This window comes from Mariniradius saccharolyticus AK6, from assembly GCF_000330725.2.
Lineage (GTDB): Bacteria > Bacteroidota > Bacteroidia > Cytophagales > Cyclobacteriaceae > Mariniradius > Mariniradius saccharolyticus.
Genome location: NZ_AMZY02000010.1, coordinates 465371 through 490051, shown reverse-complemented (window position 1 = coordinate 490051; position 24681 = coordinate 465371). Strand labels below are relative to the sequence as shown.

At 45.5% G+C, this 24681-nt stretch carries 18 protein-coding genes and 2 tRNA genes; 18 read left to right on the top strand and 2 right to left on the bottom strand.

Going from position 1 to position 24681, the window contains the following annotated elements; all coding sequences use genetic code 11:
• Positions 1-148: 148 nt before the first annotated feature.
• Both C943_RS22035 and C943_RS11430 read right to left on the bottom strand, forming a co-directional pair.
• Positions 149-218 (bottom strand) — tRNA-Cys (locus C943_RS22035).
• 105 nt (positions 219-323) lie between these two features.
• Positions 324-393, bottom strand: a tRNA-Cys gene (locus C943_RS11430).
• A 408-nt stretch (positions 394-801) separates the two neighbouring features.
• On the opposite strand from C943_RS11430, the gene C943_RS11425 reads away from it, so the two are divergent.
• From C943_RS11425 to C943_RS11340, 18 genes are all read left to right on the top strand, one after another.
• Entirely contained in the window at positions 802-2025 is a 1224-nt protein-coding gene (locus C943_RS11425) for a c-type cytochrome (protein WP_008627769.1), read from the top strand.
• A 37-nt stretch (positions 2026-2062) separates the two neighbouring features.
• Positions 2063-5146: a TAT-variant-translocated molybdopterin oxidoreductase gene (locus tag C943_RS11420; RefSeq protein WP_008627767.1), complete on the top strand. Its 3084-nt coding sequence runs from the start codon at positions 2063-2065 to the stop codon at positions 5144-5146.
• Between the two features lie 16 nt (positions 5147-5162).
• Complete coding sequence (gene nrfD, locus C943_RS11415) at positions 5163-6527, top strand: NrfD/PsrC family molybdoenzyme membrane anchor subunit (protein WP_008627765.1); 1365 nt, start codon at positions 5163-5165, stop codon at positions 6525-6527.
• Positions 6528-6531: 4 nt separating this feature from the next.
• Entirely contained in the window at positions 6532-7062 is a 531-nt protein-coding gene (locus C943_RS11410) for a DUF3341 domain-containing protein (protein ID WP_008627763.1), read from the top strand.
• Between the two features lie 6 nt (positions 7063-7068).
• The gene (locus C943_RS11405; protein WP_040480258.1) at positions 7069-7695 is read left to right on the top strand and encodes a c-type cytochrome; all 627 of its coding nucleotides are present in this window, start codon (positions 7069-7071) and stop codon (positions 7693-7695) included.
• A gap of 2 nt (positions 7696-7697) precedes the next feature.
• Positions 7698-8996 carry a hypothetical protein gene (locus C943_RS11400; protein WP_040480255.1) on the top strand — a complete coding sequence of 433 codons (1299 nt, stop codon included), beginning with the start codon at positions 7698-7700 and terminating at the stop codon, positions 8994-8996.
• A 21-nt stretch (positions 8997-9017) separates the two neighbouring features.
• A complete protein-coding gene (locus C943_RS11395; RefSeq protein ID WP_008627759.1) occupies positions 9018-10052 on the top strand; it encodes a cytochrome c oxidase subunit II in 1035 nt (344 codons plus the stop codon).
• A gap of 17 nt (positions 10053-10069) precedes the next feature.
• Positions 10070-11959: a cytochrome c oxidase subunit I gene (locus C943_RS11390; protein WP_008627758.1), complete on the top strand. Its 1890-nt coding sequence runs from the start codon at positions 10070-10072 to the stop codon at positions 11957-11959.
• A complete protein-coding gene (locus C943_RS11385; protein WP_040480252.1) occupies positions 11940-13031 on the top strand; it encodes a COX15/CtaA family protein in 1092 nt (363 codons plus the stop codon). The genes C943_RS11390 and C943_RS11385 overlap by 20 nt, the downstream gene beginning before the upstream one ends.
• Positions 13018-13920, top strand: coding sequence for a heme o synthase (gene cyoE / locus C943_RS11380; RefSeq protein ID WP_040480249.1), 903 nt, complete (start codon positions 13018-13020; stop codon positions 13918-13920). Before C943_RS11385 ends, cyoE begins: the two co-directional genes overlap by 14 nt.
• Before the next feature lie 5 nt (positions 13921-13925).
• Positions 13926-14507, top strand: a complete 582-nt coding sequence (locus C943_RS11375; protein ID WP_008627755.1) for a cytochrome c oxidase subunit 3 — start codon at positions 13926-13928, stop codon at positions 14505-14507.
• Positions 14508-14524: 17 nt separating this feature from the next.
• Positions 14525-15301, top strand: a complete 777-nt coding sequence (locus tag C943_RS11370) for a cytochrome c oxidase subunit 3 (protein ID WP_008627754.1) — start codon at positions 14525-14527, stop codon at positions 15299-15301.
• Positions 15302-15314: 13 nt separating this feature from the next.
• Positions 15315-15644, top strand: a complete 330-nt coding sequence (locus C943_RS11365) for a cytochrome C oxidase subunit IV family protein (RefSeq protein ID WP_040480246.1) — start codon at positions 15315-15317, stop codon at positions 15642-15644.
• Between the two features lie 90 nt (positions 15645-15734).
• Positions 15735-16403 carry an SCO family protein gene (locus C943_RS11360; protein WP_008627750.1) on the top strand — a complete coding sequence of 223 codons (669 nt, stop codon included), beginning with the start codon at positions 15735-15737 and terminating at the stop codon, positions 16401-16403.
• Positions 16390-16944, top strand: a complete 555-nt coding sequence (locus C943_RS11355) for a DUF420 domain-containing protein (protein WP_008627749.1) — start codon at positions 16390-16392, stop codon at positions 16942-16944. Before C943_RS11360 ends, C943_RS11355 begins: the two co-directional genes overlap by 14 nt.
• Before the next feature lie 16 nt (positions 16945-16960).
• Complete coding sequence (locus tag C943_RS11350; protein ID WP_008627748.1) at positions 16961-17224, top strand: hypothetical protein; 264 nt, start codon at positions 16961-16963, stop codon at positions 17222-17224.
• Between the two features lie 111 nt (positions 17225-17335).
• Positions 17336-20992 (top strand): sensor histidine kinase, encoded by a 3657-nt coding sequence (locus C943_RS11345; RefSeq protein ID WP_245545537.1) that lies wholly within the window; start codon positions 17336-17338, stop codon positions 20990-20992.
• A gap of 121 nt (positions 20993-21113) precedes the next feature.
• Positions 21114-24587, top strand: coding sequence for a hypothetical protein (locus tag C943_RS11340; protein WP_157198511.1), 3474 nt, complete (start codon positions 21114-21116; stop codon positions 24585-24587).
• Positions 24588-24681 lie beyond the last annotated feature (94 nt).

Below are 24681 nucleotides of genomic sequence, written 5' to 3'. Positions count from 1 at the left end.
ACCCTCGCCTTGCACTCGGCCACCCGACCTTGTAATGATAAATCCCTGCAAATTAATACAGGATTTTTTTACTCTCGGATTTGCGTCCGATCTTTTGGTTTTCAAGAGGAACGGTTTAATGGGGTGATTAAATTCGTTCACAAAATTGAGGTCGGGGATGGAATCGAACCACCGTGTAGAATCTTGCGGACCCTCGCCTTGCACTCGGCCACCCGACCATGAATGTGAAGTGCCGACCAAATGCCAACGACATATTGTGTGCACTCAATGATAAAATTGACGGGAACGGTTTAATGGGGTGATTAAATTCGTTCTTTACGCAGAGGTCGAGGATGGATTCGAACCACCGTAAAAGGCATTGCGGGCCTTTGCCTTACACTCGGCCACTCGACCTTGATTTGATACGACAAAAATATCTATAGTCACTGAAAAACCAAATTTTTGATCTTTTTATTTCAATTTTTCTATTGCGGCCTGTTTCGGGTCATTTTTCGATTACCTTACTGTTTCTAATAGCACTTTTGGTGTAGGTTGGAAATGACCAAAGGTATCTCCAAATATTCTTTTATTTATATTGATTCTAAATAAATTGATCAGCTCGTCACATATACCTAAGTAATTGAAAAACAAACAATTATATTATTTTTTTTTAACGTTGGATCCTTCTTTCAGTCATTTCGGCCAAATTTGAAAAATTGAATTGGGGTAGTACATTTGCAGAGTTATTTGAGAACCTGCAATCAACTGTTTAATTAAGTAATATTTATGTCGATCAATCGCTCCTTATTAAGTGTTCCCCGAATGTTGAGTACATTTTTGCTGCTCTTCATTTTGACGACAGGAACACAAGTCTATGCGGTCAATCCTGATGTATCCAACAGTGAGGAAGCCATTTCGGCTGGCAAGACTATTTTCAACGCCAACTGTCGGACATGCCACAGGCTGGATCAAAAGAACGTGGGTCCTGCGCTAAGGGGTGTCACGGATCGCCACTCCATAGACTGGACAAAGAGATTTATCAGAAACTCCCAGGCGTTGATCGCATCCGGTGATGCGGAAGCGGTAGCAATTGCGAAGGAATTCAACAATTTGGCAATGCCAGCTCATGAATTCCTGACCGATGATGACCTGATGAATTTGTTGGCTTACATCGAATACGGTGACAAGGCGGATCCAGCTGCGGCGGCCGCGCCAACAGCTACAGAAGGTGCGGCTTCAGCGGGAGGTGGAATCCCAAGTGAGTATTTGACTGTTATCTTAGGAGTGTTGGTCCTGGTTTTGTTTTTGATTTTGGTTGTTTTGGGATTGATTATCTCCATTTTGACCAAGTATCTCAACAATCAAAAGCTCGATGCGGCGGACGAAGAGTTTATTAACCAAAAATTCGAAATTGGGAAAATTTTCAAGTCCGATGCCTTCCTTATCATCTTTACAACCCTTTTGGTCGCATTTGTAGTAAAGACAGCTCTCGATGAGTTGTATACCGTCGGTGTGCAGCAGGGCTACGCGCCAAAACAACCAATTGCTTTTTCGCACCAATTGCATGCTGGTCAGTACGAGATTCCATGTCAATATTGTCATACAGGTGTGGAGATTGGGAAGTCTGCCAATATCCCTTCTGCAAACATCTGTATGAACTGCCACGCACATATCCAAAATGTGGGTGGAAAAGAAGGCATTTCTACAGAGATCCAAAAGATCTATAATGCGGTTGACAACAATCAGCCGATCGAGTGGGTACGAATCCACAACCTTCCTGACTTGTCTTACTTCAACCACGCACAACACGTAGCGGTCGGCGGTATAGAGTGCCAGACTTGCCATGGGCCAATACAGGAAATGGAGGTAGTCTACCAATACAGTGCCCTGACAATGGGATGGTGTATTGATTGTCATAGAACAACCAATGTCAATGCCCAGGGCAACGAGTATTATGACAAGCTGGTTCAGCTACACAGCGGATCCAAACAAGCGCTGAAAGTCAAAGACATCGGTGGCTTGGAGTGTGCAAAATGCCACTATTGATAATATCTAATCTGAACTTACTTTTCTTCGATATAAAATGAAAGAAAATAAAAAGACCTATTGGAAAGGTTTGGAGCAGCTGACAAACGATTCTGAGTTTGTCAAGAATGCCGAGAGAGAGTTTCCTGATTATCTGCCTGTAAACGGTAGTGAAGAAGGTTCGTCGAGGAGGGATTTCCTGAAGTTGATGGGATTCAGCTTGGCAGCAGCTTCATTGGCTGCCTGTGAGGCTCCGGTTAGAAAGGCTATTCCTTATGTCAACAAACCTGTAGACGTCAACCCTTCTATTCCAAATTACTATGCGTCCACCTTTGCATCGGGAGGTGACTACGCATCTATTGTCGTCAAGACGAGAGAAGGCCGTCCCATCAAGATCGATGGAAATGAACTTTCTCCAATAAATAAAGGCGGTATCAGTGCGATTGTGGAAGCCTCCGTGCTTTCACTTTATGACAAACAGCGCTTGGCAGGGCCCCATGTAAACGGGCAGAAGTCTGATTGGGCGACATTGGATGGAGCGGTAAAGTCCAAGTTACCAACTGCGGGGGTTGTAAAGATCGTATCCAATACAATCTTGTCACCCTCAACAGAAAAAGCGCTTCAGCAATTTGCTACTTTCTATGGTAATGCCGAGGTGATCACCTACGATCCTGTTTCAAACTACGGCATCACCAAAGCGGCCGAGAGTACTTATGGCCAAGCGATTTTGCCGACCTATGATTTTTCAAAAGCCAACGTAATCGTGAGTTTTGGAGCGGACTTCTTGGGAACATGGATCTCTCCGACGGAATTTGCAAAACAATATGCGCAGGGCAGGAAGATTTCCAAGGCGAAGCCGGCGATGTCCCGGCATTTCCAATTTGAGTCCAATCTTTCCCTTACTGGTGCCAATGCGGACTACCGTACACCTATCCGACCATCCCAAAGCGGACTAGCCGTTTTGTCCTTATACAATGCAATTGCAAAAGCAAAGGGCGGTTTGACCGTTTCTGCGCCTGCAGTGGAGGTTGCCTATTTGGATCAGGCAGCAAAGGAGTTGTTGGCAAATGAAGGAAAATCCATCGTGGTATCGGGTTCAAATGATCCGAACGTACAAGTCGTAATAAACGCAATCAATGACCTGTTGGGCAACAACGGAGTTTCTGTTGATTTTTCAAAACCATCTAATTTCAGGAAGGGAAATGATGCCCGCATGAATCAATTCGTTTCCGAATTGAAGTCGGGAACTATTGGTGGAGTGATATTCTATAACTGTAATCCGGTATACGACCACCCAAGGGGATCGGAAATTGCCGAAGGAATAGCTAAAGCAAAATTCTCCCTTGCTACGAATGGTACATTGGATGAAACAGCCTCTTTGGTACAGTATGTCGCGCCGGATCACCATTTCTTGGAATCTTGGAACGACTTTAACCCAAGAAAAGGAGAATTCAGCTTGGCGCAGCCAACTATTTCCCCACTGTTTGATACCCGTCAAGCACAAGAGTCTTTTTTGAAATGGGCGGGAGTTGAGACTAGTTTCTATGATTTCCTACAAGCTAACTGGAATGCAAGCCTAATCGGAACCCAAACTGCAGTGACATCTGCACAGGAATTTTGGGATAGATCGCTTTTCAATGGCGTTTATTCTATTCCTTCTGAATCGGCGGCAATAGTTGGAAATTCTGATGTTGCTTCGGCAGCTGCGGCGATTTCTAAAAGCTACAAAGCTGATAATGCTGGAACTGAACTCGCGGTTTATACAAAAGTCGGCATAGGCAATGGTACTTTTGCCAACAACCCTTGGCTTCAAGAAATGTCAGATCCAATCTCCAAGGTGACTTGGGACAACTACCTGACAGTTTCACAGAAATGGGCCAATGAAAATGGATTGAAAATGGTGGAAGGTGCCACCAGGAAGGCCAAAGTAACTGTAGGTGGAAAGTCGTTGATCGTTCCTGTGCTTGTTCAGCCTGGTCAGGCGTATGGCACCGTAGGCTTGGCTTTGGGTTATGGAAGATCAAAAGCTGGAAGAGTTGCGAACGGCCTGGGTGTAAATGCCTACGACTTGTTGAACTCGGCAAATGGCTTTGTAAACTATGATGTCACAGACGGTGTGTCAGTGGAGCTAACTTCGGATGTCTATAAGATTGCACAAACCCAGACCCACCAGACATACATGGGTAGGGAGTTTGTAATCCAGGAAGCTACCTTGGGAGAGTACAAGGAGAATGCATCCGCAGGCAGGTATCATCCGAAAATCTACAAAGAAGGTGAGTTTGTGAAACCCTCCAAGATATCACTTTGGAGTGGACACAAGTATAGCCAGCACCATTGGGGATTGGCAATTGACATGAACTCCTGCATCGGCTGCGGTGCTTGCACAGTTGCTTGCCAGGTGGAGAACAACGTCGCTATTGTTGGAAAACAGGAGGTGCTCAATAGAAGGGAAATGGCTTGGATTAGAATAGACAGGTACTATTCTTCACCAAAAGAAGCGACCACCAACAAGGAGCTCGAACAAGCGGCTGAAAACCCTGAGGTTACATTCCAGCCAATGATGTGCCAGCACTGTAACAATGCTCCATGCGAGACTGTGTGTCCAGTTGCTGCCACCACCCACTCTTCTGAGGGTCTCAACCAAATGACCTACAACAGGTGTATCGGTACTAGATATTGTGCCAACAACTGTCCATATAAAGTAAGAAGGTTCAATTGGTTCAAGTACCATGATAATAAGGATTTTGCGGCTGTGAACATTGCCCAAAACGACGACATGGGCAAAATGGTACTCAATCCAGACGTAACTGTAAGGGCAAGAGGGGTGATTGAAAAATGCTCCATGTGCGTGCAGCGGATACAGGCTGGAAAACTCACCGCGAAGAGAGAAGGTAGAAAAGTCCAGGACGGTGAGATCAAAATGGCCTGTCAGACCGCATGTCCAACCGAGGCCATCGTGTTTGGGGACATGAACGATCCAGCCAGCAAGATTACCCAATTGCTGCAGATCAAGGAGGATACCACATCTGCTCTCAAAGAGGTCAATGAAGAAAGAGCCTACCACGTATTGGAGGAAGTCAATGTGAGTCCGAACGTGTGGTATTTCACAAAGATCAGGAATAAAGAAAAATCAGAAGCATAAATTTAAATTTTAAGATATGCAGGTTACTTCATCTGTACGCGAACCGCTGATTACCGGCGGAAAAACCCTTAAGGATGTCACGCAGGACATCTCCCGTCATGTGGAGACCAAGCCGAATATGCAGTGGCTTCTCGCATTTTTGGTATCCGTCGGTGCTTTAGGTCTTGGTTTTGTAGCCTTGGCAGCCACACTTTGGGAGGGTATCGGAATGTGGGGCCTCAACAAAACTGTCGGTTGGGCCTGGGATATCACCAACTTCGTATGGTGGGTCGGTATTGGTCACGCAGGTACTCTTATTTCAGCGGTATTGTTGCTATTCAGACAAAAATGGCGGATGGCAATTAACAGGGCCGCTGAGGCAATGACAATTTTTGCTGTCATTTGCGCAGCTATGTTCCCCGTAATCCACATGGGTCGTCCATGGTTGGGTGCATATTGGGCATTGCCGCTGCCAAATACTTTCGGTTCGCTTTGGGTAAATTTTAACTCGCCCCTTTTGTGGGACGTGTTTGCGATCTCGACTTATTTTTCTGTATCGTTGGTGTTTTGGTACATAGGTCTTATTCCAGACTTTGCTACAATCAGGGACAGGGCTACCGGAATAAGAAAAACGATATATGGAGCATTGTCCTTTGGGTGGGACGGTGCTGCCAAGACTTGGAGCCGTTATGAATCCGTTGCGTTGATTTTGGCTGGTTTGGCGACTCCATTGGTACTTTCAGTTCACACTATCGTATCATTCGACTTTGCTACTTCGGTGATACCTGGATGGCATACAACAATCTTTCCTCCCTACTTTGTGGCCGGAGCGATTTTCTCTGGATTTGCAATGGTGTTGACCTTGATGATTGTAACGAGAAAAGTTTACAAGCTTGAAGACTACATCACAATCGGCCACATTGAGCTGATGAATATCGTAATCATTATCACCGGTTCGATCGTTGGTATCGCCTATATCACTGAATTCTTCATTGCATGGTATTCTGGTGTTGCAGCTGAGCAATATGCATTCATCAACAGGATGTTTGGCCCTTATTGGTGGGCATATTGGTCTATGATGACATGTAACGTGATCTCTCCTCAGCTTTTCTGGTTCAAGAAAATTAGGACATCAATTGTTGCAACGTTCCTTCTGTCCCTTGTTGTAAACATTGGAATGTGGTTTGAACGGTTCGTGATCATCGTGACATCGCTTCACCGGGATTATCTTCCATCTTCGTGGGTGATGTTTTATCCAACATGGGCTGATGTCGGTGTTTATTTCTTCACTTTCGGTCTGTTCTTCACACTTTTCTTCCTGTTTGCGAAGTTTTTCCCGGTGATCAACATGGCTGAAGTTAAATCGATCGTAAAATCCTCTTCAGAAAAAGTAACCAAATAGACGAATGGAAAGAGATAAGAATTTTATCCTCGGGGTGTTTGAAGACGAGGATGTTTTGTTGGATGCGATAGTAAAAGTCAGGGAAAGTGGAGTGAAGATCCACGAGGTCTACTCACCCTTTCCTGTTCATGGAATCGATGATGTCCTTGGTTATAAAAGAAGCCGGTTACCGATTGCAGCATTTTTGTTCGGCTTGCTGGGTACTTCTTTGGCATTGACCATGCAGTTTTACATGATGAAATTTGACTGGCCAATGATTATCGGTGGCAAGGACTACGCTGCTGTACCAGACTTCGTGCCGGTAACCTTTGAAATGACTGTACTTTTGGCGGCGTTTGGAATGGTTGGTGTGTTCATGGTTGCGAGTAACCTCAAGCCTTGGGCCAATCCCAGGATTTTCGACCTTCGGATTACTGATGACAAGCACGTGATGGCGATCGACCTTGCAGTCAATACAGCAATTGGTGAATCTAAGGTTTCGGAGGTATTGAAAGCTTCGGGTGCTAGTGAAGTCAACAAGAAAAGCTTTGAATAGGAGATTATGAAAATACAGAATTACATATACGCACTTACGATGATCGGTATAGCCTACGGGCTTTCCTCATGTGGGGCAGGGGCAGATAACCCTGGGTATGAGTATGCTCCCCAAATGTACAATTCGGTAGCCTACGAACCCCTTACTCAGATTGATAATGAGCAGGAGGGCAGTTGGTTATCAAACCGTGAAGACGGAAAGGGAGAGTTTTACAATAGCAACATCAACAACCCTCACAAGATGAACATGAGGGAGCCGGTTGCGAACACTGTTCCTAGGACCAAAGATGGTTCTTTGCCTTACCGCTTGAAAGCATTTGAACTCGAGGAGGCGGCCAAGATTCCAAATCCTGTCGCTTTGACGCCGGACGTATTGGCTCAAGGGAAAGTACTTTACAACCAGTATTGTATAGCCTGTCACGGTGCCAATGGCGAAGGGGACGGAAAAGCCGGCCTGGTAGTAGGTGGTGTTGCTAATTTGAAGGGTGGCGCCTACATCAATCTTCCTGAAGGACACATTTTCCATGTGATCATGAAAGGAAAGGGTAGGATGGGCGCTCACGGCTCGCAGATTCCACAAGAGCGTATTTGGAAAATTGTCCACTATGTCAAACAAGAAATTCAGAAGCAATAATCATGGGACACGGTTCTACACATTATAATTTGGATCAGAGATTCGATTTTTCTGCGGGTGTAAAGAAATCGATCATGACAGTGTTGGTGATTGGTGCTGTCATCCTTGGAGCGGGTATAGTGCTCGCCATGTTTGGAGGTAGCCATGATCATGGGGGAGAAACCGGTGCGCACGCCTTTCATTGGTATCAAAGGCTGTTTGCCAACCTTTGGATCAACAATGTCTATTTTACTGGAATCGCAGTGATTGGTGTGTTCTTCTTTGCAATTCAATACGCGGCACAGGCAGGTTGGTCAGCACCTGTTTTGAGGATTCCGTTGTCATTTGGGTATTGGCTTCCGTTTGCGGCAATCATGATGATTGGCACGGGTCTGTTTTTCTTGGTCACACACCAATTCTTCCATTGGACGCATCCTGAGTTGTTTGATCCAAACCACCCAGAATATGACAAGATAATCGATGGAAAAGGCAATTTCTTCTTTTGGCCATTGGCAAAAGGATCCTTTCCGATTTTCTTCATTGCGAGGATGGTTATCTTCTTTGGCTTTTGGGTGTTCTTTTTCAACAAGCTTCGGTCCCTTTCTTATGCGGAAGACCTCAATGGAGGTACAGAATATTGGAGAAGAATGAGGACTTGGTCCGCTTTATTCCTGGTGTTTTTTGCAGTATCTTCCTCTGTGTCTGCATGGGATTGGGTGATGTCGATCGACACACACTGGTTCTCCACGATGTTTGGTTGGTATGTATTTGCTTCTTGGTTCGTGGCGGGTTTGGCATCGATCACTTTGGTGGTTGTGTTCCTAAAGGACAACGGTTACCTTCCGATGGTCAATGAAAACCATATCCATGATCTTGGAAAATTCGTATTCGCTTTCTCTGTTTTCTGGACCTACATCTGGTTTTCGCAGTTCTTGTTGATCTATTATGCCAACATTCCTGAAGAGTCTGTTTACTTTGTGGAGAGGCTGCAAAGTGACGTGTACAGCCCGTTTATTATTGTAAACCTGGTCTTAAACTTCTTCCTTCCATTCTTGGTTTTGATGACTAGGGATGCAAAAAGGCATACGATCTTCCTCAAAGTCGTTTGTTTCTTGATTATCTTGGGGCATTGGTTCGACTTCTTCCTGATGGTTCAGCCGGGTACCTTGGGGCATAACGGTGGATTTGGTTTGATGGAAATCGGTATGCTGTTGGTTTATGGTTCGGTGGTTGCTTATGTGGTGCTGAACAATTTGGCTAAACAGAATCTTGTTCCAAAAAATCATCCGATGTTGGAAGAAAGTTATCATCATCATATTTAATTATCCGAAAAATCTAAGTTTATGTACGGATTTCTAATTGCGGTAGGTGTTCTCTTGTTGTTGTCCATTATTTGGATGGTGTACAGGATTCAGACGCTTGTGTCTGTCGTCAAAGGCAGTGATAAGAAGGTTGCTTCTGGAAGCAACAAGGTAAACGCCATCATGTTCCTCTTGTTCTTGATCGGTGGTGGTGCCTTGATGTTTTGGTACTCCATCAAGGAATTTGACAACTATAATCCACCGCTTGCCTCGGAACACGGTGCAGTCACGGACCAGTTGTTCTGGATTACCATGGCGGTCACTGGGTTCATCTTCATTGTCACCCATATCCTATTGTTCTGGTTCCCTTACAAATACAGATACCAAGAAAACAAACAGGCTGCATTTTATCCTGACAATAACAAGTTGGAGGTTATCTGGACTGTGGTACCAGCGATCGTTTTGGCATTGTTGGTGATCGGTGGGTGGAGAGCTTGGTCCGATATCACAAGGCCTGCCCCGGAGAATGCCCATATTGTCGAGTTGATGGGGTATCAGTTTGCTTGGGAAGTAAGATATCCTGGCGTAGATAACGTACTGGGTGCAAATGATTTTCGCCTAACCACGGCATCTAACGTTTCGGGTGTTGACTTTACAGACAAGAATGCGTTGGATGATTTCTCTTCCCCAGTTGTCGTGATCCCGAAAGGCGAGCCGGTTCTGTTTAGAATCCGTGCCCGTGACGTGCTTCACTCGGTTTTCGCCCCACACATGAGGTTGAAAATGGATGCTGTGCCAGGTATGCCGACTAAGTTTTGGTTTGTTGCCAACAAGACAACGGAAGAAATGAGGGCGGAGTTGAACGACCCTGAGTTTGAATTCGAAATTGCCTGCACCGAGATCTGCGGAAGAGGACACTTTTCCATGAAAAGAGTAATCAATGTTGTTGAGCCTGCCGAATACAGAAAGTGGTTGGCCGAGCAGAGACCCTATATAGTCATTAATCCTGCATTGGTAGAGAATCTTCCTGCCGATGTGAAAGAATTGGCTGATATTACCATTAGCGAGTACAAGTAAAACAATTATCAAATATTATGGCAACAGCTCATACAGCTTCCCACAGCGCTACGGCCCATGATCACCATGAGCATGAGCATCATGATAATTTTATCACCAAATATATCTTCACCCAGGATCACAAAATGATCGGAAAGCAGTTTCTGATCACAGGTATCTTTTGGGCAATCATTGGTGGTTTGTTGTCAGTAATTTTCAGACTTCAATTGGGTTTCCCTGACATGCAATTGGAATTCTTGAAACCGATCTTGGGTGGATGGATTACTGCAGAGGGAAAGCTTGACCCAGACTTCTATTTGGCTCTGGTTACAATGCACGGTACCATCATGGTATTCTTTGTGTTGACAGCTGGCCTGAGTGGTACATTCTCCAACTTCTTGATTCCCCTCCAGATTGGTGCCCGGGATATGGCGTCTGGATTTATGAATATGTTGTCATACTGGTTTTTCTTTTTGTCCAGTGTGATTATGTTCGTTTCCCTCTTCATTGAGACTGGTCCAGCTGCTGGTGGATGGGTTGTTTATCCTCCTTTATCTGCTTTGGAGCAGGCCATTCCTGGTTCAGGATTGGGTATGACCTTGTGGTTGATTGCGATGACATGTTTCATAGCCTCTTCTCTTTTGGGCGGTATCAACTATATCACCACGGTAATTAACCTGAGGACTAAAGGTATGTCGTTCTCCAGACTACCGTTGACGATTTGGGCGTTTTTCCTTACGGCGGTAATTGGGCTTCTTTCTTTCCCTGTGCTGTTTTCAGCTGCGCTGCTTTTGGTGTTTGACAGGAGTTTTGGTACGAGCTTTTATCTCTCCGATATCTACATCGGTGGCGAACCTTTGCCTAATACTGGCGGTAGTCCTGTGCTTTACCAGCATTTGTTCTGGTTCCTCGGACACCCTGAAGTATACATTGTTTTGTTGCCTGCATTGGGCATCACATCCGAAATTATTGCAACCAATTCACGCAAGCCAATATTTGGATACAAGGCAATGGTGATTTCCATGTTGGGTATCACGATCCTCTCATTCATTGTATGGGCGCACCACATGTTCGTTTCTGGAATGAATCCGTTCCTTGGATCGATCTTCATGTTCCTTACCTTGATTATTGCGATTCCGTCTGCGGTGAAGGTGTTTAACTACCTCACAACGCTGTGGAGGGGTAATCTGATCTTTACGCCGGGTATGTTGTTCTCTATTGGCTTGGTATCATTCTTCATTTCAGGTGGTTTGACTGGTATTTTCCTAGGAAACTCGGCTATTGATATTCAACTTCATGACACCTATTTCGTGGTGGCACACTTCCACCTCGTGATGGGTTCGGCATCCTTCTTTGGTCTTATGGCTGGTGTTTACCACTGGTTCCCCAAGATGTTTGGAAGGATGATGGATGCGAGGCTAGGGTATGTGCATTTCTGGTTGACATTTATCGGAGTGTACATGGTGTTTTTCCCGATGCACTATATCGGAATTGCCGGGTTCCCAAGAAGGTACTACACTTGGACAAACTTTGAGTTTTCCAATATGTACACAGATTTGAACATGTTTGTGTCTGCTGCGGCTATCGTAACATTTGCCGCCCAATTGATATTCTTGTTCAACTTCTTCTATTCCATGTACAGAGGCCGTGTGGCATCCTTGAATCCGTGGAGATCCAACACACTTGAGTGGACTACGCCTTTGCATCCGGGTCATGGTAACTGGCCGGGAGAGATCCCAGCGGTGTACAGATGGCCTTATGATTATTCAAAGCCAGGAGCGCCGGAAGATTTCATTCCTCAAACTGTGCCTTTGTCTGCGACTCCAGAGTCCAATCTTCCTCATGAGCAAGAGCTTGTGAAATTGGAAAAGGCGATCATCGCTGATGAAGAGACATTGTTGGTCGCTAATGAATCAAAAGCATCTTAATCAGATAAGCAGCTTTCGCAGGATCAGTTTGGTCACTGTGATAGCTGTTTATTTCCTCATATTTGTCGGAGGGATCGTACGAAGTACCGGTTCTGGTATGGGCTGTCCCGACTGGCCAAAATGTTTTGGGAGCTGGGTTCCGCCGACGAGCGAGAGCCAGCTCCCAAAAAATTATCAAGAGATTTATGCCGCAAAAAGGGTTGAAAAAAACGACCGTTTTGTTGCCCAGTTGGAAAGTCTTGGCTTCAACGAGAAAGCAGATCAAATCAAGAACGACAAGTCTATCCTTGTTGAGCAACCGTTTAACGCTGTGAAAACTTGGATAGAGTACGTCAACAGGTTGATCGGGGTCGCAATCGGGATGTTGGTGATTCTAACGGTTTGGAGATCATTGCCCTTATTTGCAGTAGACAAATCGATACCGGTGATCTCGATACTTACACTCGTGTTGGTGATATTTCAGGGCTGGATAGGGTCGATCGTAGTATCCACCAATTTGTTGCCTTGGATGATTACGGTTCACATGATGTTGGCGCTCTTGATAGTAGGATTGTTGCTCTTCATTCATCAAAAAGCCTACAAGCTTAAGTACCCGGTTTTTCACCAAACGGAAAAGTCGTCTTTCCTTTACAATTTGCTGATGTTAGGCTTGGTGTTGATGCTCGGGCAGATCGTGTTGGGGACGGAAGTTCGGGAACAGGTTGACATGGTGGCGGTTGAGTTCGGGAATATGGTAAGGGGAGAGTGGATTGCGCAGCTCGGTCTCGAGTTTCTGATACACAGGAGTTATTCCCTTCTGATTCTCGGGGTTCATGTTTTGTTCTTTGTGAAGGTATACCAGCATTCAATCAGAAGGGCTGGCATTTATAAGTGGAGTCAAATATTGGTGCTTGTGTTGTTGGTGGAGATTGTTTCTGGTGTAGGAATGGCTTATTTCGCGATTCCTGCATTTCTTCAGCCGATTCATTTGTTGTTTGGATCCTTGATTATCGGGATTCAGTTTGTGTTATTGATGCAGCTGAATTCACAAAAGAATTTAAAATTGGTTTCTGTCAGAAATGAACACAGTTGATATTTCGGATAAAAGTGTCTTGAGCCATTTGTCGGTTCGATTGAGAGCCTACATGGATTTGGTCAAATTTCGCTTGTCGGCCTTGGTGACGTTTTCGGCGATGTTTGGGTTTATTCTTGGGGATTCTGGTACTTTCTTCTCCTGGGAAAAATTCTTTGGACTAATGCTCGGCGGCTTTCTGGTTTCAGGTGCTTCGGGTGCGGCCAACGAGATTTGGGAAAGGGATATTGACAAGCTGATGAAGCGGACCCAGAACCGTCCTCTTCCACTACAGTTGATCTCCTTGACAGAGGCATACTTTTTCACGTTTGCGACCGCTTTGTTGGGGATTTCGATTCTATGGATATCCACCAATCCGCTTACCACCATGCTTGGTTTGCTGAGCATGGTTTTGTACGTGTTTGTATACACACCATTGAAGCGGGTTGGGCCAATTGCCGTGTTCGTAGGTGCAATTCCGGGTGCAATGCCACCTTTGTTGGGATGGACTGCGGCGACAGGGATGATTTCCCATGAAGCGCTGATCATTTTTGGGATTCAGTTTATCTGGCAATTCCCACATTTTTGGGCTATTGCGTGGGTAAGTGATGAGGACTACAAAAGGGCTGGATTCAAATTGCTGCCTAGCGGTGGTGGACAGGATCTGAATACTGCGATACAGATTATGGTCTATACGCTGTTTTTGCTTCCCTTGGGATTGTTGCCAACCTATTTTGGTTTAACAGGGATAAACTCGGGCGTGATCGCGACTGTTTGTGGGGTTTTGTTTTTGGCCCAGACATTTTCACTGATGCGTGATTGCTCGAGAAAATCAGCTTTGAGGATCATGTTTGGTTCGTTTATTTACCTGCCTGTAGTGCAGATTGCATATTTGTTGGATAAAGTGTAGGAAAGATGGAAGAAAAATTTGCCTTTGTAGAAAATGCGGAGCAGCCGATAGCGATGCATCCAAAGAAGTTCGCACTGTGGCTGTTTATCGTTACGGTGGTCATGATATTCGCCTCGATGACAAGTGCATATATTGTGAGACAGTCTGAGGGGAATTGGCTGGAGTTTGATTTGCCTGAAATATTTTGGTATACGACCGGGGTGATTATCCTGAGTAGTGTGACGCTTCATTGGTCGTATCTTTCAGCAAAAAAAGATGAATTGGGTAATTTGAAAACCGGCATGATCATTACTACGGTGCTCGGTCTCACTTTCCTTGTTGGTCAGTGGTACAGTTGGGTCGCCTTAGTTGACCGGGATGTATTCTTCGTGGGTAATCCTGCGGGGTCATTTCTTTATGTTTTCACAGGACTACATGCCTTGCACCTGATCAGTGGTGTGATATTTCTGATTATTGTATTAATTTCGTCCTTCAAGTACGAAGTCCATTCAAAGAGTATGGATAGGATGGAAATGTTGGTAACGTATTGGCATTTCCTCGGAGGTTTGTGGATTTATTTGTTTATGTTCCTTTTATTGAACCATTAATAGTAAACTGAATTTATATGTCAACGACTGCAACAGCGATTGGGGTGAGCCCCAAAAGAGGTGTCTGGGGAGGTGGTAACGAGCCACTGAAAGCGAGCTACGGGAAACTCATGATGTGGTTTTTCCTGCTCTCGGATATCTTCACCTTTGCCGCATTTTTGATCACCTATGCCTCGATCAGGGTAAGTTATCCGGCGTATGCTGGACCGGCAGACCAGTTTGTAGGCTCGAATGAATACTGGCCTGTGCCTGAAATGGTGTTTGACGCCATTCCATTCACCCACAGTGTGCATCCTCCGTTGGCTTTTGTGGGCTTGATGACATTTATTTTGATCATGAGCTCCGTGACGATGGTTCTCGCAGTAGAGGCAGGCCACAGAAATGACAGAAATGACGTCACCAAATGGCTACTTTGGACGCTTCTTGGTGGTATTACCTTCTTGAGCTGCCAAGCTTGGGAATGGACCCACTTTATCCATGGAACTGATGGTGGTTCATTGATCACCTACGTCAATAAACTAGGTCAGGTGGTTACCGAGACTGTGCATGGGGCGAATCTTTCGGTGAATGAATATGGTCCAGCGGCATTTGCGCAGTTGTTTTTCTTCATCACCGGTTTCCACGGATTCCACGTGACCATTGGCGTTTTCCTTTTGTTCCTTGCGTTTTACCAATCTGCCGTTGGTGTGTACGAGAGGAGAGGTCACTATGAGATGGTTGAAAAGATTGGTCTCTACTGGCACTTTGTAGACTTGGTTTGGGTATTTGTATTTACATTCTTCTATTTGATCTAACGATATATTGTATATGGCATCACACGGAAATAAACCGGCATTGGAAGTAATTCCTAGAGACGAGGAGAAAATCAAGAAAATTTGGAAAACAGCTTTCATACTTTTGATCTTGACCTCAATCGAATTCGTATTTGCGTTCACCATCCCGAGAGGCTTGCTCCTCTATGGTATCTTCATCGCACTGACGATTTGGAAAGCCAAGTACATCATGATGGTATTTATGCACTTGGGAGATGAGGCTAAGCCTCTCTTCTATTCGATCATCGTCCCACTCATTTTCTTGGTGTGGTTGGTGATAGCCTTGGTAAAGGAAGGTACCGACATCTTCCATATCAGGTGGTAAATCGGTCTGTGTAAAAAAAATTGAAAAAAAGTAGGTTGAAGTAGGAACTTCAACCTACTTTTTTGTTTACTACTCAAAGCATCGACAAACATGAAAGGACTAAGGATATTGCAGGGGCTTGTGTTGCTCTGTATCCTGATGATTCCAGTGCTGATCATCCTGTTTCTCAAGACATTCGGTACCAACCAATACGATATCCCGATTTACTACCAAGATGGGGTTGAAAATCCTTTCAAGGAATGCAACGTGGTGGAAAGCGGACAGCATTACATTCCTGATTTTGAGCTGACGGACCAAGACGCCAAGGCCCGGGGTAGAAAGGACATGAAGGACAAAATCACCGTGGTGGATTTTTTCTTTACTTCTTGCCCGAGTATATGCCCTGTGATGTCCAAAGAAATGGAGCGTGTGGATGCCGCTTTTCGGGATGAATCCAACGTGCAAATATTTTCGATTTCTATTGATCCCGAATATGATACGCCGGAAATCCTTTCATCTTATGCCAAAGATCACAATGCGACTGCTGGAAAATGGCATTTTCTGACCGGTGACAAAACAAAGATTTATGAACTCGCACGCTGCGGATTTATCCTCCCAACTCTCGATGGGATGGGCGTGGCAGAGGATTTTGTGCACAGCGACAAATTTGTATTGGTAGATGGGGAAGGCAGGATTCGTGGATATTACAGCGGTACGAATCGAGATGAGGTTGATAGATTGATATTGGAGATTAAAATTCTAATGCATGGAAAAGAATAGCACTATTTCTGTTGGTAAAGAAAAGAAAGTTTACAGGGGGATCGTGGGGATTGCGATTGCGGTCCCTGTTGTCGTAGCAATCTTACTGTTTATGCCTTCCAAGTTGGACCTGGCAAGTGACTGGGTGTACTTTCTCCCACACCTTAACGCAGTGATCAACACGGCTGCATCGCTATCGCTTATTTTGGGGTTGGCATTTATCAAACAGGGAAATATCGAATTTCATAGGGCCGCTATCACAACGGCTATGGGACTGGGAGCGATTTTTTTGGTATCATATGTGATCTACCATGCCTCCGCCGAAAGTACGCCTTTCGGGGGGCAAGGCTGGATACGACCAGTTTATTACTTCATCCTCATTACCCATATTGTATTGGCGGCGGTAGCCCTTTTTCCGATCCTGTTGGCATATTACTACGGACATACAGACCAAAGGGCCAAACATAGAAAAATCGTTAAGTTTGCTTATCCTATTTGGCTTTATGTGTCCATGACTGGTGTTATTGTCTATCTTATGATTAGACCTTATTATAATTTCTGACAAGTAGCAAGGAAAAATGAAAATCTTCAAAACCCTATTCTTTTCCGCATTGGTCTTTTTGACGATTCATGGTATTTCCTATTCCCAGTGCGCTATGTGCCGTACGACTATCGAAAACAACGTCAGTAACGGAGAAACGACAATTGGCGCTGGCTTGAATATGGGGATTCTGTACCTGCTGAGTATGCCCTACCTCATAGCAATGGTATTGGGATACCTGTGGTACCGCCATGCAAAGAGCCGGAAGAAGAAATTTCTTTTTCACGGTGAAAAATATTGATTCATGATCAAAGTAGGGGTACGGATTTTGCTTTTTGCGTAACTTATGGTTATGCAGCAGTCCACCAGATTTTTTTTGTTTTTGGCCCTCCTCGGATTGGGGGTATTTTTTATGTTAAGTTTTTTTCTGTTTCAGGAAAAAGAGGAGGATAGACTTGCGGCGTCGATTTCCGAAAAGATCCAAAAGATCGAAGATGAATTTGGACAGGACTATTTGCGGCTGTTGCTCGATAATCGTCCCGAAGATCCACTCACCTTTACCACACTGACTGTCGAGGCGTTTCATCCATATTATGTTTTTTCCGAAGCTGGGGACTTGGTGTATTGGTCTGATTTTTCACACATGCCGTCCTTTGACATGATCAATCCAAAGGAAACCCAGCGTATTTTGGAAAACAGCAAGGGAATCTACTACTCTAAAATCCGCAGGTTTTCAAGAAACAGCCAGGGATATTGGCTGATCCAATGGTATCCGCTGTTCCAGAAAAGGGATTTTCAAAACCAATACCTTGAGTCGGGATTCAATTCAGCGGTTTTCAATGATCCGCCGCTGACTCTTTCCGCAACCCAGGAACCGGGTTTTTTGGATATCACCGGTAAGCGTGGAGAGTTTCTGTTTTCAGTTCAGTTTGACCCGGAGATGATGCCCGATGAACCTGGCAATAAGATTGCTGTGTTGGTTTTCTTCTTTTCCCTGATGGCATTGCTGACGGTCCTTACCTTTGGGATGGTCAGGCTAAATTGGCGCAAAGGAAATTATTGGAAAGCGATCTTCTATGCAACGTTCGTATTGACGGTTGTTCGGGCTTTGATGATATTTTTCAGCTTTCCCCAGAGCTTCTTCAATTTCGATTTGTTCGATCCATCAGGTTATGCCTCGTCATGGTTCAATTCGAGTTTGGGTGATTTGTTCCTGAACATGGTCTGCGCATCGATCGTTTTTGGGATGGTGTTTTCGCTTTTTTCCAAGGATGAGTTCAAGAGTTGGGTGAAAAACCGGGTGATAGCGCAAGAGAACGGCATTTACCTGCTTTTGGCCTATACGGCGTCTACCCTTTGCTTGATAGCATTTTATGGATTGTATATCGATATCCTGTCCAACTCCCAATGGGACCTCAATATTCTGAACCTTCCGACTTTGGACAAGTACATGGTCATCAGTTTGGCGATCGTGTATTTGGGAGGTGCAGGCTACTTTCTGTTTTCAGTTTTGGTATTGGGCCTTTTTTTCCACAAAAACCCATTCAAAAAGCCCCATGCTATTTACCTATTGGTTGGATTTGCCATACCTGTTTTGGTATTTCTGGCATATTGGGATTGGGTGTGGTCAATTGCTTTCGCGGCACATTTCCTACTCTTGGCAGTTGTTGTCAACTTCAGTTTGTACCGCCACATCTTCAAGATTGGTTTAAACGCCTTTCTGATTTTCTTTTTTGGCTGCCTGATGACCGCAATAGTGACGGGAGTAGCTTCACACGAAGTGTATTTGGAGCGGAATTATAAGTCAAAGGTGAGTTTTGGGACAGAGCAGTTGGTGGAAAACGATGTTTTGGCGGAGTTTTTCCTTGCCGACATCATCCAGCGAATCGGGAATGATTTGTTCATCAAAAACACTCTTTCCGATCCTTTGATGCAAAAGGATGCCATCGACAAAAAGATAAGGAAAATACACATGATCAATTATTTTGATCAGTACCTATTGAAAATCAGTGCATTCAACGCTGTGGGAGAGAATATTCTCGATCGGAGTTCCACGGCAAACTTGGAAGAGTTGCAGCGCCGCTATATCAACAGCGATAATGCCACTTCCGTCCGCGGTCTTTATTTTACAAAACGAGGCACTGAAAGGGATGGAAGCCAATATTTTGCTTTTATACCCATGTTTCGGCAGGACGTGTACCTCGGAACAATTTTCTTGGAGCTCGACCAACTACGGGTGCTGCCGGGCTCGGTCTTCCCCAAATTGCTGATCGACCAAAAGTTCATGGGTGGGATTAATGAGAAGAAGTTCGACTTTGCTGTCTACGAAGATGGACAGCTGCAATATGGGGTCGGATTGTTCAACTACCGCGCATCGGGTTTGGGTGATTTGCTCAATCAGCCCGCATTATTCGAAAAGGGGATTTACCGTGGCGGATATCACCATATTGGGGTGAGGCAGGAGCAAAAGGTGGTGATTGTCTCTTCCTCTGTTTACCCGATCTATTATATCCTTGCGGATATTTCCCTGTATTTTTTGGGTTTTATCATCTTTACGCTGATCGGTATGATTTTCGGGACGCTTTTGGTGAAAAGGGGAAAAGTAGACTTCACCTATGCGACCAAGCTCCAACTCTACCTGAATTTTGCCTTTTTTGTGCCGATTTTCGTCATCAGCTTGATCATCGTGGGGCTGTTCACAAATTCTTACCAAGAAGAACTTCACAGGCAGTATATCCAAAAGGCATCCCTCGTGCGGGATAACCTGACGCCTGTGATCGAGCGACGCAAAGAGGGTTTGCTTGAACGTGACGAGCTGCAAGAGGTGATGAATAACCTGTCGGGAACCGCGGACACAGACATTAATTTATACAATCGGTTTGGCTACCTGATGGCCACTTCGCAACCCAATATCTTCGAAAAGAAGGTCCTTACCGAGTTTATCAATCCTCGGGCAATCGTCGATTTGGTGGAGGGGCAAAACAATATCACGTTACTTGAGGAGAAGATCGGCAATCTTAATTTCAAATCTGTTTATTCGGCTATTAGATCCAAAGATGGACAGGAGGTACAGGCTATTGTTGCCGTACCGTTTTTCGAGTCCGAGACCGAACTGGATTTCTTGATTGCGGATGTGCTGAGCAACATTATCAATATCTTCGTATTGGTCTTCGTGCTGTTTTTGTTCATTTCCTATTTTGTTTCCCGAAACCTGACTTTTCCATTTAAGCTTCTTACCCAAAAACTCAAATCAACGGGCCTCGATAATAACGAACCGATGTACTGGCCTGCCAACGATGAGATCGGCATGCTTGTCAACGAATACAACAACATGCTCTACAAGTTGGAGGAAAGTAAAAAGGACCTTGCCGAGTCCGAGAAGGAATCCGCGTGGCGGGAAATGGCCAAGCAGGTAGCCCACGAGATCAAAAACCCGCTCACACCGATGAAGCTCACCCTGCAGCATATGCTGAGGCTTCAGGCAGAGGGCAATCTGGACGATCCGAAAAAGCTCAAGAAACCGGTGGAAACCTTAATTCATCAAGTCGATACCTTGAGTGACATCGCTACCTCATTTTCCAACTTTGCCAAAATGCCGACGCCGAAGAAGGAATTGATGGATTTCAAGGAATTGGTGACGGGCACTTTGGAGCTTTTCAAAAACAGGGAAAATGAGAAGGTCATTTTTGGAGATCTTACGGATCGAGATACCCTTCCTGTCGTGGGTGACAAACAGCTATTCGGAAGGATTGTCGCCAACTTGATAATAAACGGTTTCCAAGCCAATGACCCCAATAGGAAGCCCGTAATCCACGTATTTCTGCGAGAGGTAGAAAAACAGGTAGTGTTGGAAGTCAGGGACAACGGCATGGGCATTCCCAAAGAACTCAGGAAAAAAATATTCATGCCAAACTTCAGCACCAAGTCGGAAGGCTCCGGCTTAGGTTTAGCCATCGCAAAACGCGGTGTGGAGACGGAAGGGGGCAAAATATGGTTCGAGACCGAGGAAGGGAAAGGAACGTCTTTCTTCCTTTCTTTTGATCTAGCCCTTGATACAGAACCACATTGATCGCAAGCATTGGACTTGGCTCCCGGATTTTTTTCTTTTATACCCGTTAAAATGCTTTGTGTTCTGCTACACGCCTAGTTCTTATTGAAAATAGTACCTTAGGGAGTTTATTCGCCATTTGATGCGCTCCTCCTTCTTCCTCACCCTTCTGGGTTGCATGCTATTGCTGGGTCCTGCCGCTTGGGCCCAGCAGGAACGATGCCGCTGGGTTTCAACCCAGGAGGTGGGAAAGGCATTTGTGTTGGATTCGCTTCCGGTCGCAGAGGAAAGTATCCGAGTGACGGACAAAAGCCAAAAATCCTATCCTTACCAATATTCGCTGGCCACCAAGCAGATCAAGATTAGCATGGAAGCACAGCAAGTCCCCGATTCACTGCTGATATGCTATCGGACTTTTCCGTATGATTTTTCCAAGACATACGCACGCAGGACCTTGGCCGCTGATTATGATTCGATGGCACTGTTCAAGGACAACAGGCGCAAGGCCGTACAGACTTTTGATTTTCGGGAGGAACTTTTTCCGACAACCAACCTCAACAAATCCGGGAATCTTACCCGAGGAGTTTCTTTTGGAAATACCCAAAACCTCTTCGTCAATTCTTCCCTCAATCTCCAACTCAGCGGACAGCTTGCCGAGAATCTCAATATCCGCGCCAGCATTACCGACCAAAACGTTCCCTTTCAGCCGGAAGGAAATACCCAGCAGTTGCAGGATTTTGATCGGGTGTTGGTCGAATTGTACAACGATCGATTCAACTTGGCAGCTGGAGATGTGGTTTTGACGCAACGCAGGTCTGAGTTTCTACGCTATTATAAAAACGTGCAGGGTGCACAAGCCACTACCAACTATCGCCTCGGAGATAAATGGAAGGCTTCTACCCAAGGCGGGATTTCAGTGGCCAAGGGCAAGTTTGCTTCCATCGTGCTGGAAGTCAGTGAGGGAACCTTGGGACCCTACCGCATTCCCGGACCCCAAAATGAGCGCTTCGTCATCATCATGGCCAATTCGGAGCGGGTATTCTATGACGGCAGACTGCTCCAGCGCGGATTCAACTACGACTATGTCATTGACTACAACCAAGGCGAGATTACATTCACGCCCAATGTCTTGATTACCAAATACACACGTATTCGGATCGATTTCGAATATGCGGAGCGTGACTATTCGAGATCCATCCTGACTGCCAACCATATCCAGGAGACCGACCGGGTGTCATTGTACATGAATTACTACCGGGAACAGGATAACCGCAATCGACCGCTGTTTTTTGACATGACAGACGAAGACAAGCGGCTTTTAGCCTCGGTAGGAAACGATGTGGGCAGTGCCCTCGTGCCGCGAGTAGACAGTGTAGCCTTCGACCCAAATCGGATACTGTACCGAAAGTTGGAAGATGTCGATGACCTTGGTAATCCTATCGTGTACTATGAGTATTCGATAGATCCCCAGGTTGCCCATTTTGCGATCGCGTTTACGGAAGTGGGACAGGAAAAAGGCGATTACGTCAGGGAAAAGCAATTGTCAAATGGCCCGGTCTTTAGGTTTGTTCCCTCGATCCAAGGTGTCCCGCAGGGCAATTACTCGATTTTTGCCCCGTTGCCGGCACCGAACAAAAAGCAAATGTTTACCGCCGGATCCAGAGTCAAGATTACCGAACATGAACAGGTCTATACCGAGTTGGCATTTTCAAATACCGACCAAAACCTGTTCTCCGACTTGGGTAATGAGACCAACCAAGGATTCGGCGTAAAGTCAGGTATTCTATCCGAAAACAGGGTTTTAGGTGTTTTTCCTGGTTACAAGTTTCGGTCTTTGACAGAGTTTGAATACAATTCGCAGCATTTCAGCTTTATCGACCGCCTGCGCTACATCGAATTTGACAGGGATTGGAGCTTGCAGCAAGAGGACATGTCCGTCCCGGCACATGAGCGGATTTTCAATACCCAGGTCGAATTGAGCAGGGACGCCGACAACCAGTTTAGCTACCGTTTTAACCTTAGAAACCGCGGTCAGGTGCTCGGAGGGACGCAGCACCTGGCGAAGTGGAACCAACAGATTGGCAGGAGGATTTTTGTTAAACAGGAATTCTTTGGGCTCAATGCCGACGTCAATCGCCTCAATTCGGCTTGGGTCCGCTATACGGGTGACATTCGTTACAAGTCTCGGATTTTTGTCCCCGGCTACCGTTTGATCCTCGATCGCAATGCCGTAAAGGACATCGAACGCGATTCGGTCGTGAGTACCGCGATGAACTTTTTGGAGCATTTCGTCTACCTGCAGACCAACGACACGCTTCCTTTTTCAGCATTTGTCAACGCTTCGGTACGTGCGGATGATTTTCCGATCGATGGCGTAATGGTCCGAGATACCGAAGCGCGGCAAACCAACTTCGGTTTCAAACGGCGGTTCAATAACCACGATCTCAGCGCTACCTTTACTTATCGTGAATTGGATTTGATCAGAACAGGAGCCGGCAGGGAGACGACCGTACTTGGAAAAGTTGATTATTTGGGGACTTTGGCAAAAAACAATATCCGAAACGAATTGAGCTATGCACTCGGGAATGGCAGGGAATTCAGGCGCGAATTTGTGTTTCTGCCCGTGCCAACTGGCGAAGGAACGCATACATGGCGCGACGACAACGGTGACGGAATCCAGCAGCTCAATGAGTTTTTCATCGCGATTAATCCTGAAGAAAAGAACTTCATCAAGGTGTTTGTGCCCACCACGGAGTTTGTGCAGGCCTACACTACGATATTCAATTATCGACTCAATGCCAAGTTTCCCGATAACTGGCGCGATGGGGGAATGATGCAAAAGTTTCTCCAGAAGTTCTCCAACACCACCAGCGTCAGCATTGAGAAGAAAATCACATCAGATGATTTTTGGGATCGGGTCAATCCGTTTGTCGGCGGATTTGCACCGGAGGATTTGTTGTCCGTCCGACAGGTAATTCGTTCAACGTTTTTCTTCAATCGTTCTTCTGCAAAATATGGCTTCGACCTTTCTCTTTTTGACAACCAAAACAAGCAACTGCTCGCAGGGGGCTTTGATGATTTGGCACAAAAGGACTGGCGACTCAATACCCGGTATAACTTCAGCCCAAGTATCAACCTGCGGCTTTTGGGACAAAAGGGGAGAAGAATCTCCAACTCGGACTTTTTGGAAAACAGGAATTATTGGGTAGAACAATCCGCACTTGGTCCGGAACTCGCCTGGCAGCCCAGCAGTCTGTTCCGAACGACCTTGCTATACCAATACACGCTCAAGCAAAATGTCGCCAACACTGAATTCAACGAAGAGTCGATCATGCACCAAGCAGGACTGGAACTCCGCTACGCCAAGGCCATCAAGACCACGCTGAATGCGAATCTTAGGTATTCCTACCTCGAGTACAATGGCATTGCCAATAGCCCCGTCGGTTACGAGATGCTCAATGCACTCACTGTGGGAAATAATATTACTTGGACCTTGAGCTTGCTGCAAAAGATCGGCGAGGGACTTCAGATGAATGTCGTCTACGAGGGTAGGAATTCGGAGGGTTTGGATCGGGTCGTACACATCGGCCGGATGCAGGTGACTGCCTTGTTTTAAGGCAAACGCTGAAGTTGGAATTTGATTTTTTTCAGCCTTAAAAACTTCCAGCAGTGACGGACAACATTTCAGTTATCTCCTTTCCCCCCCGACA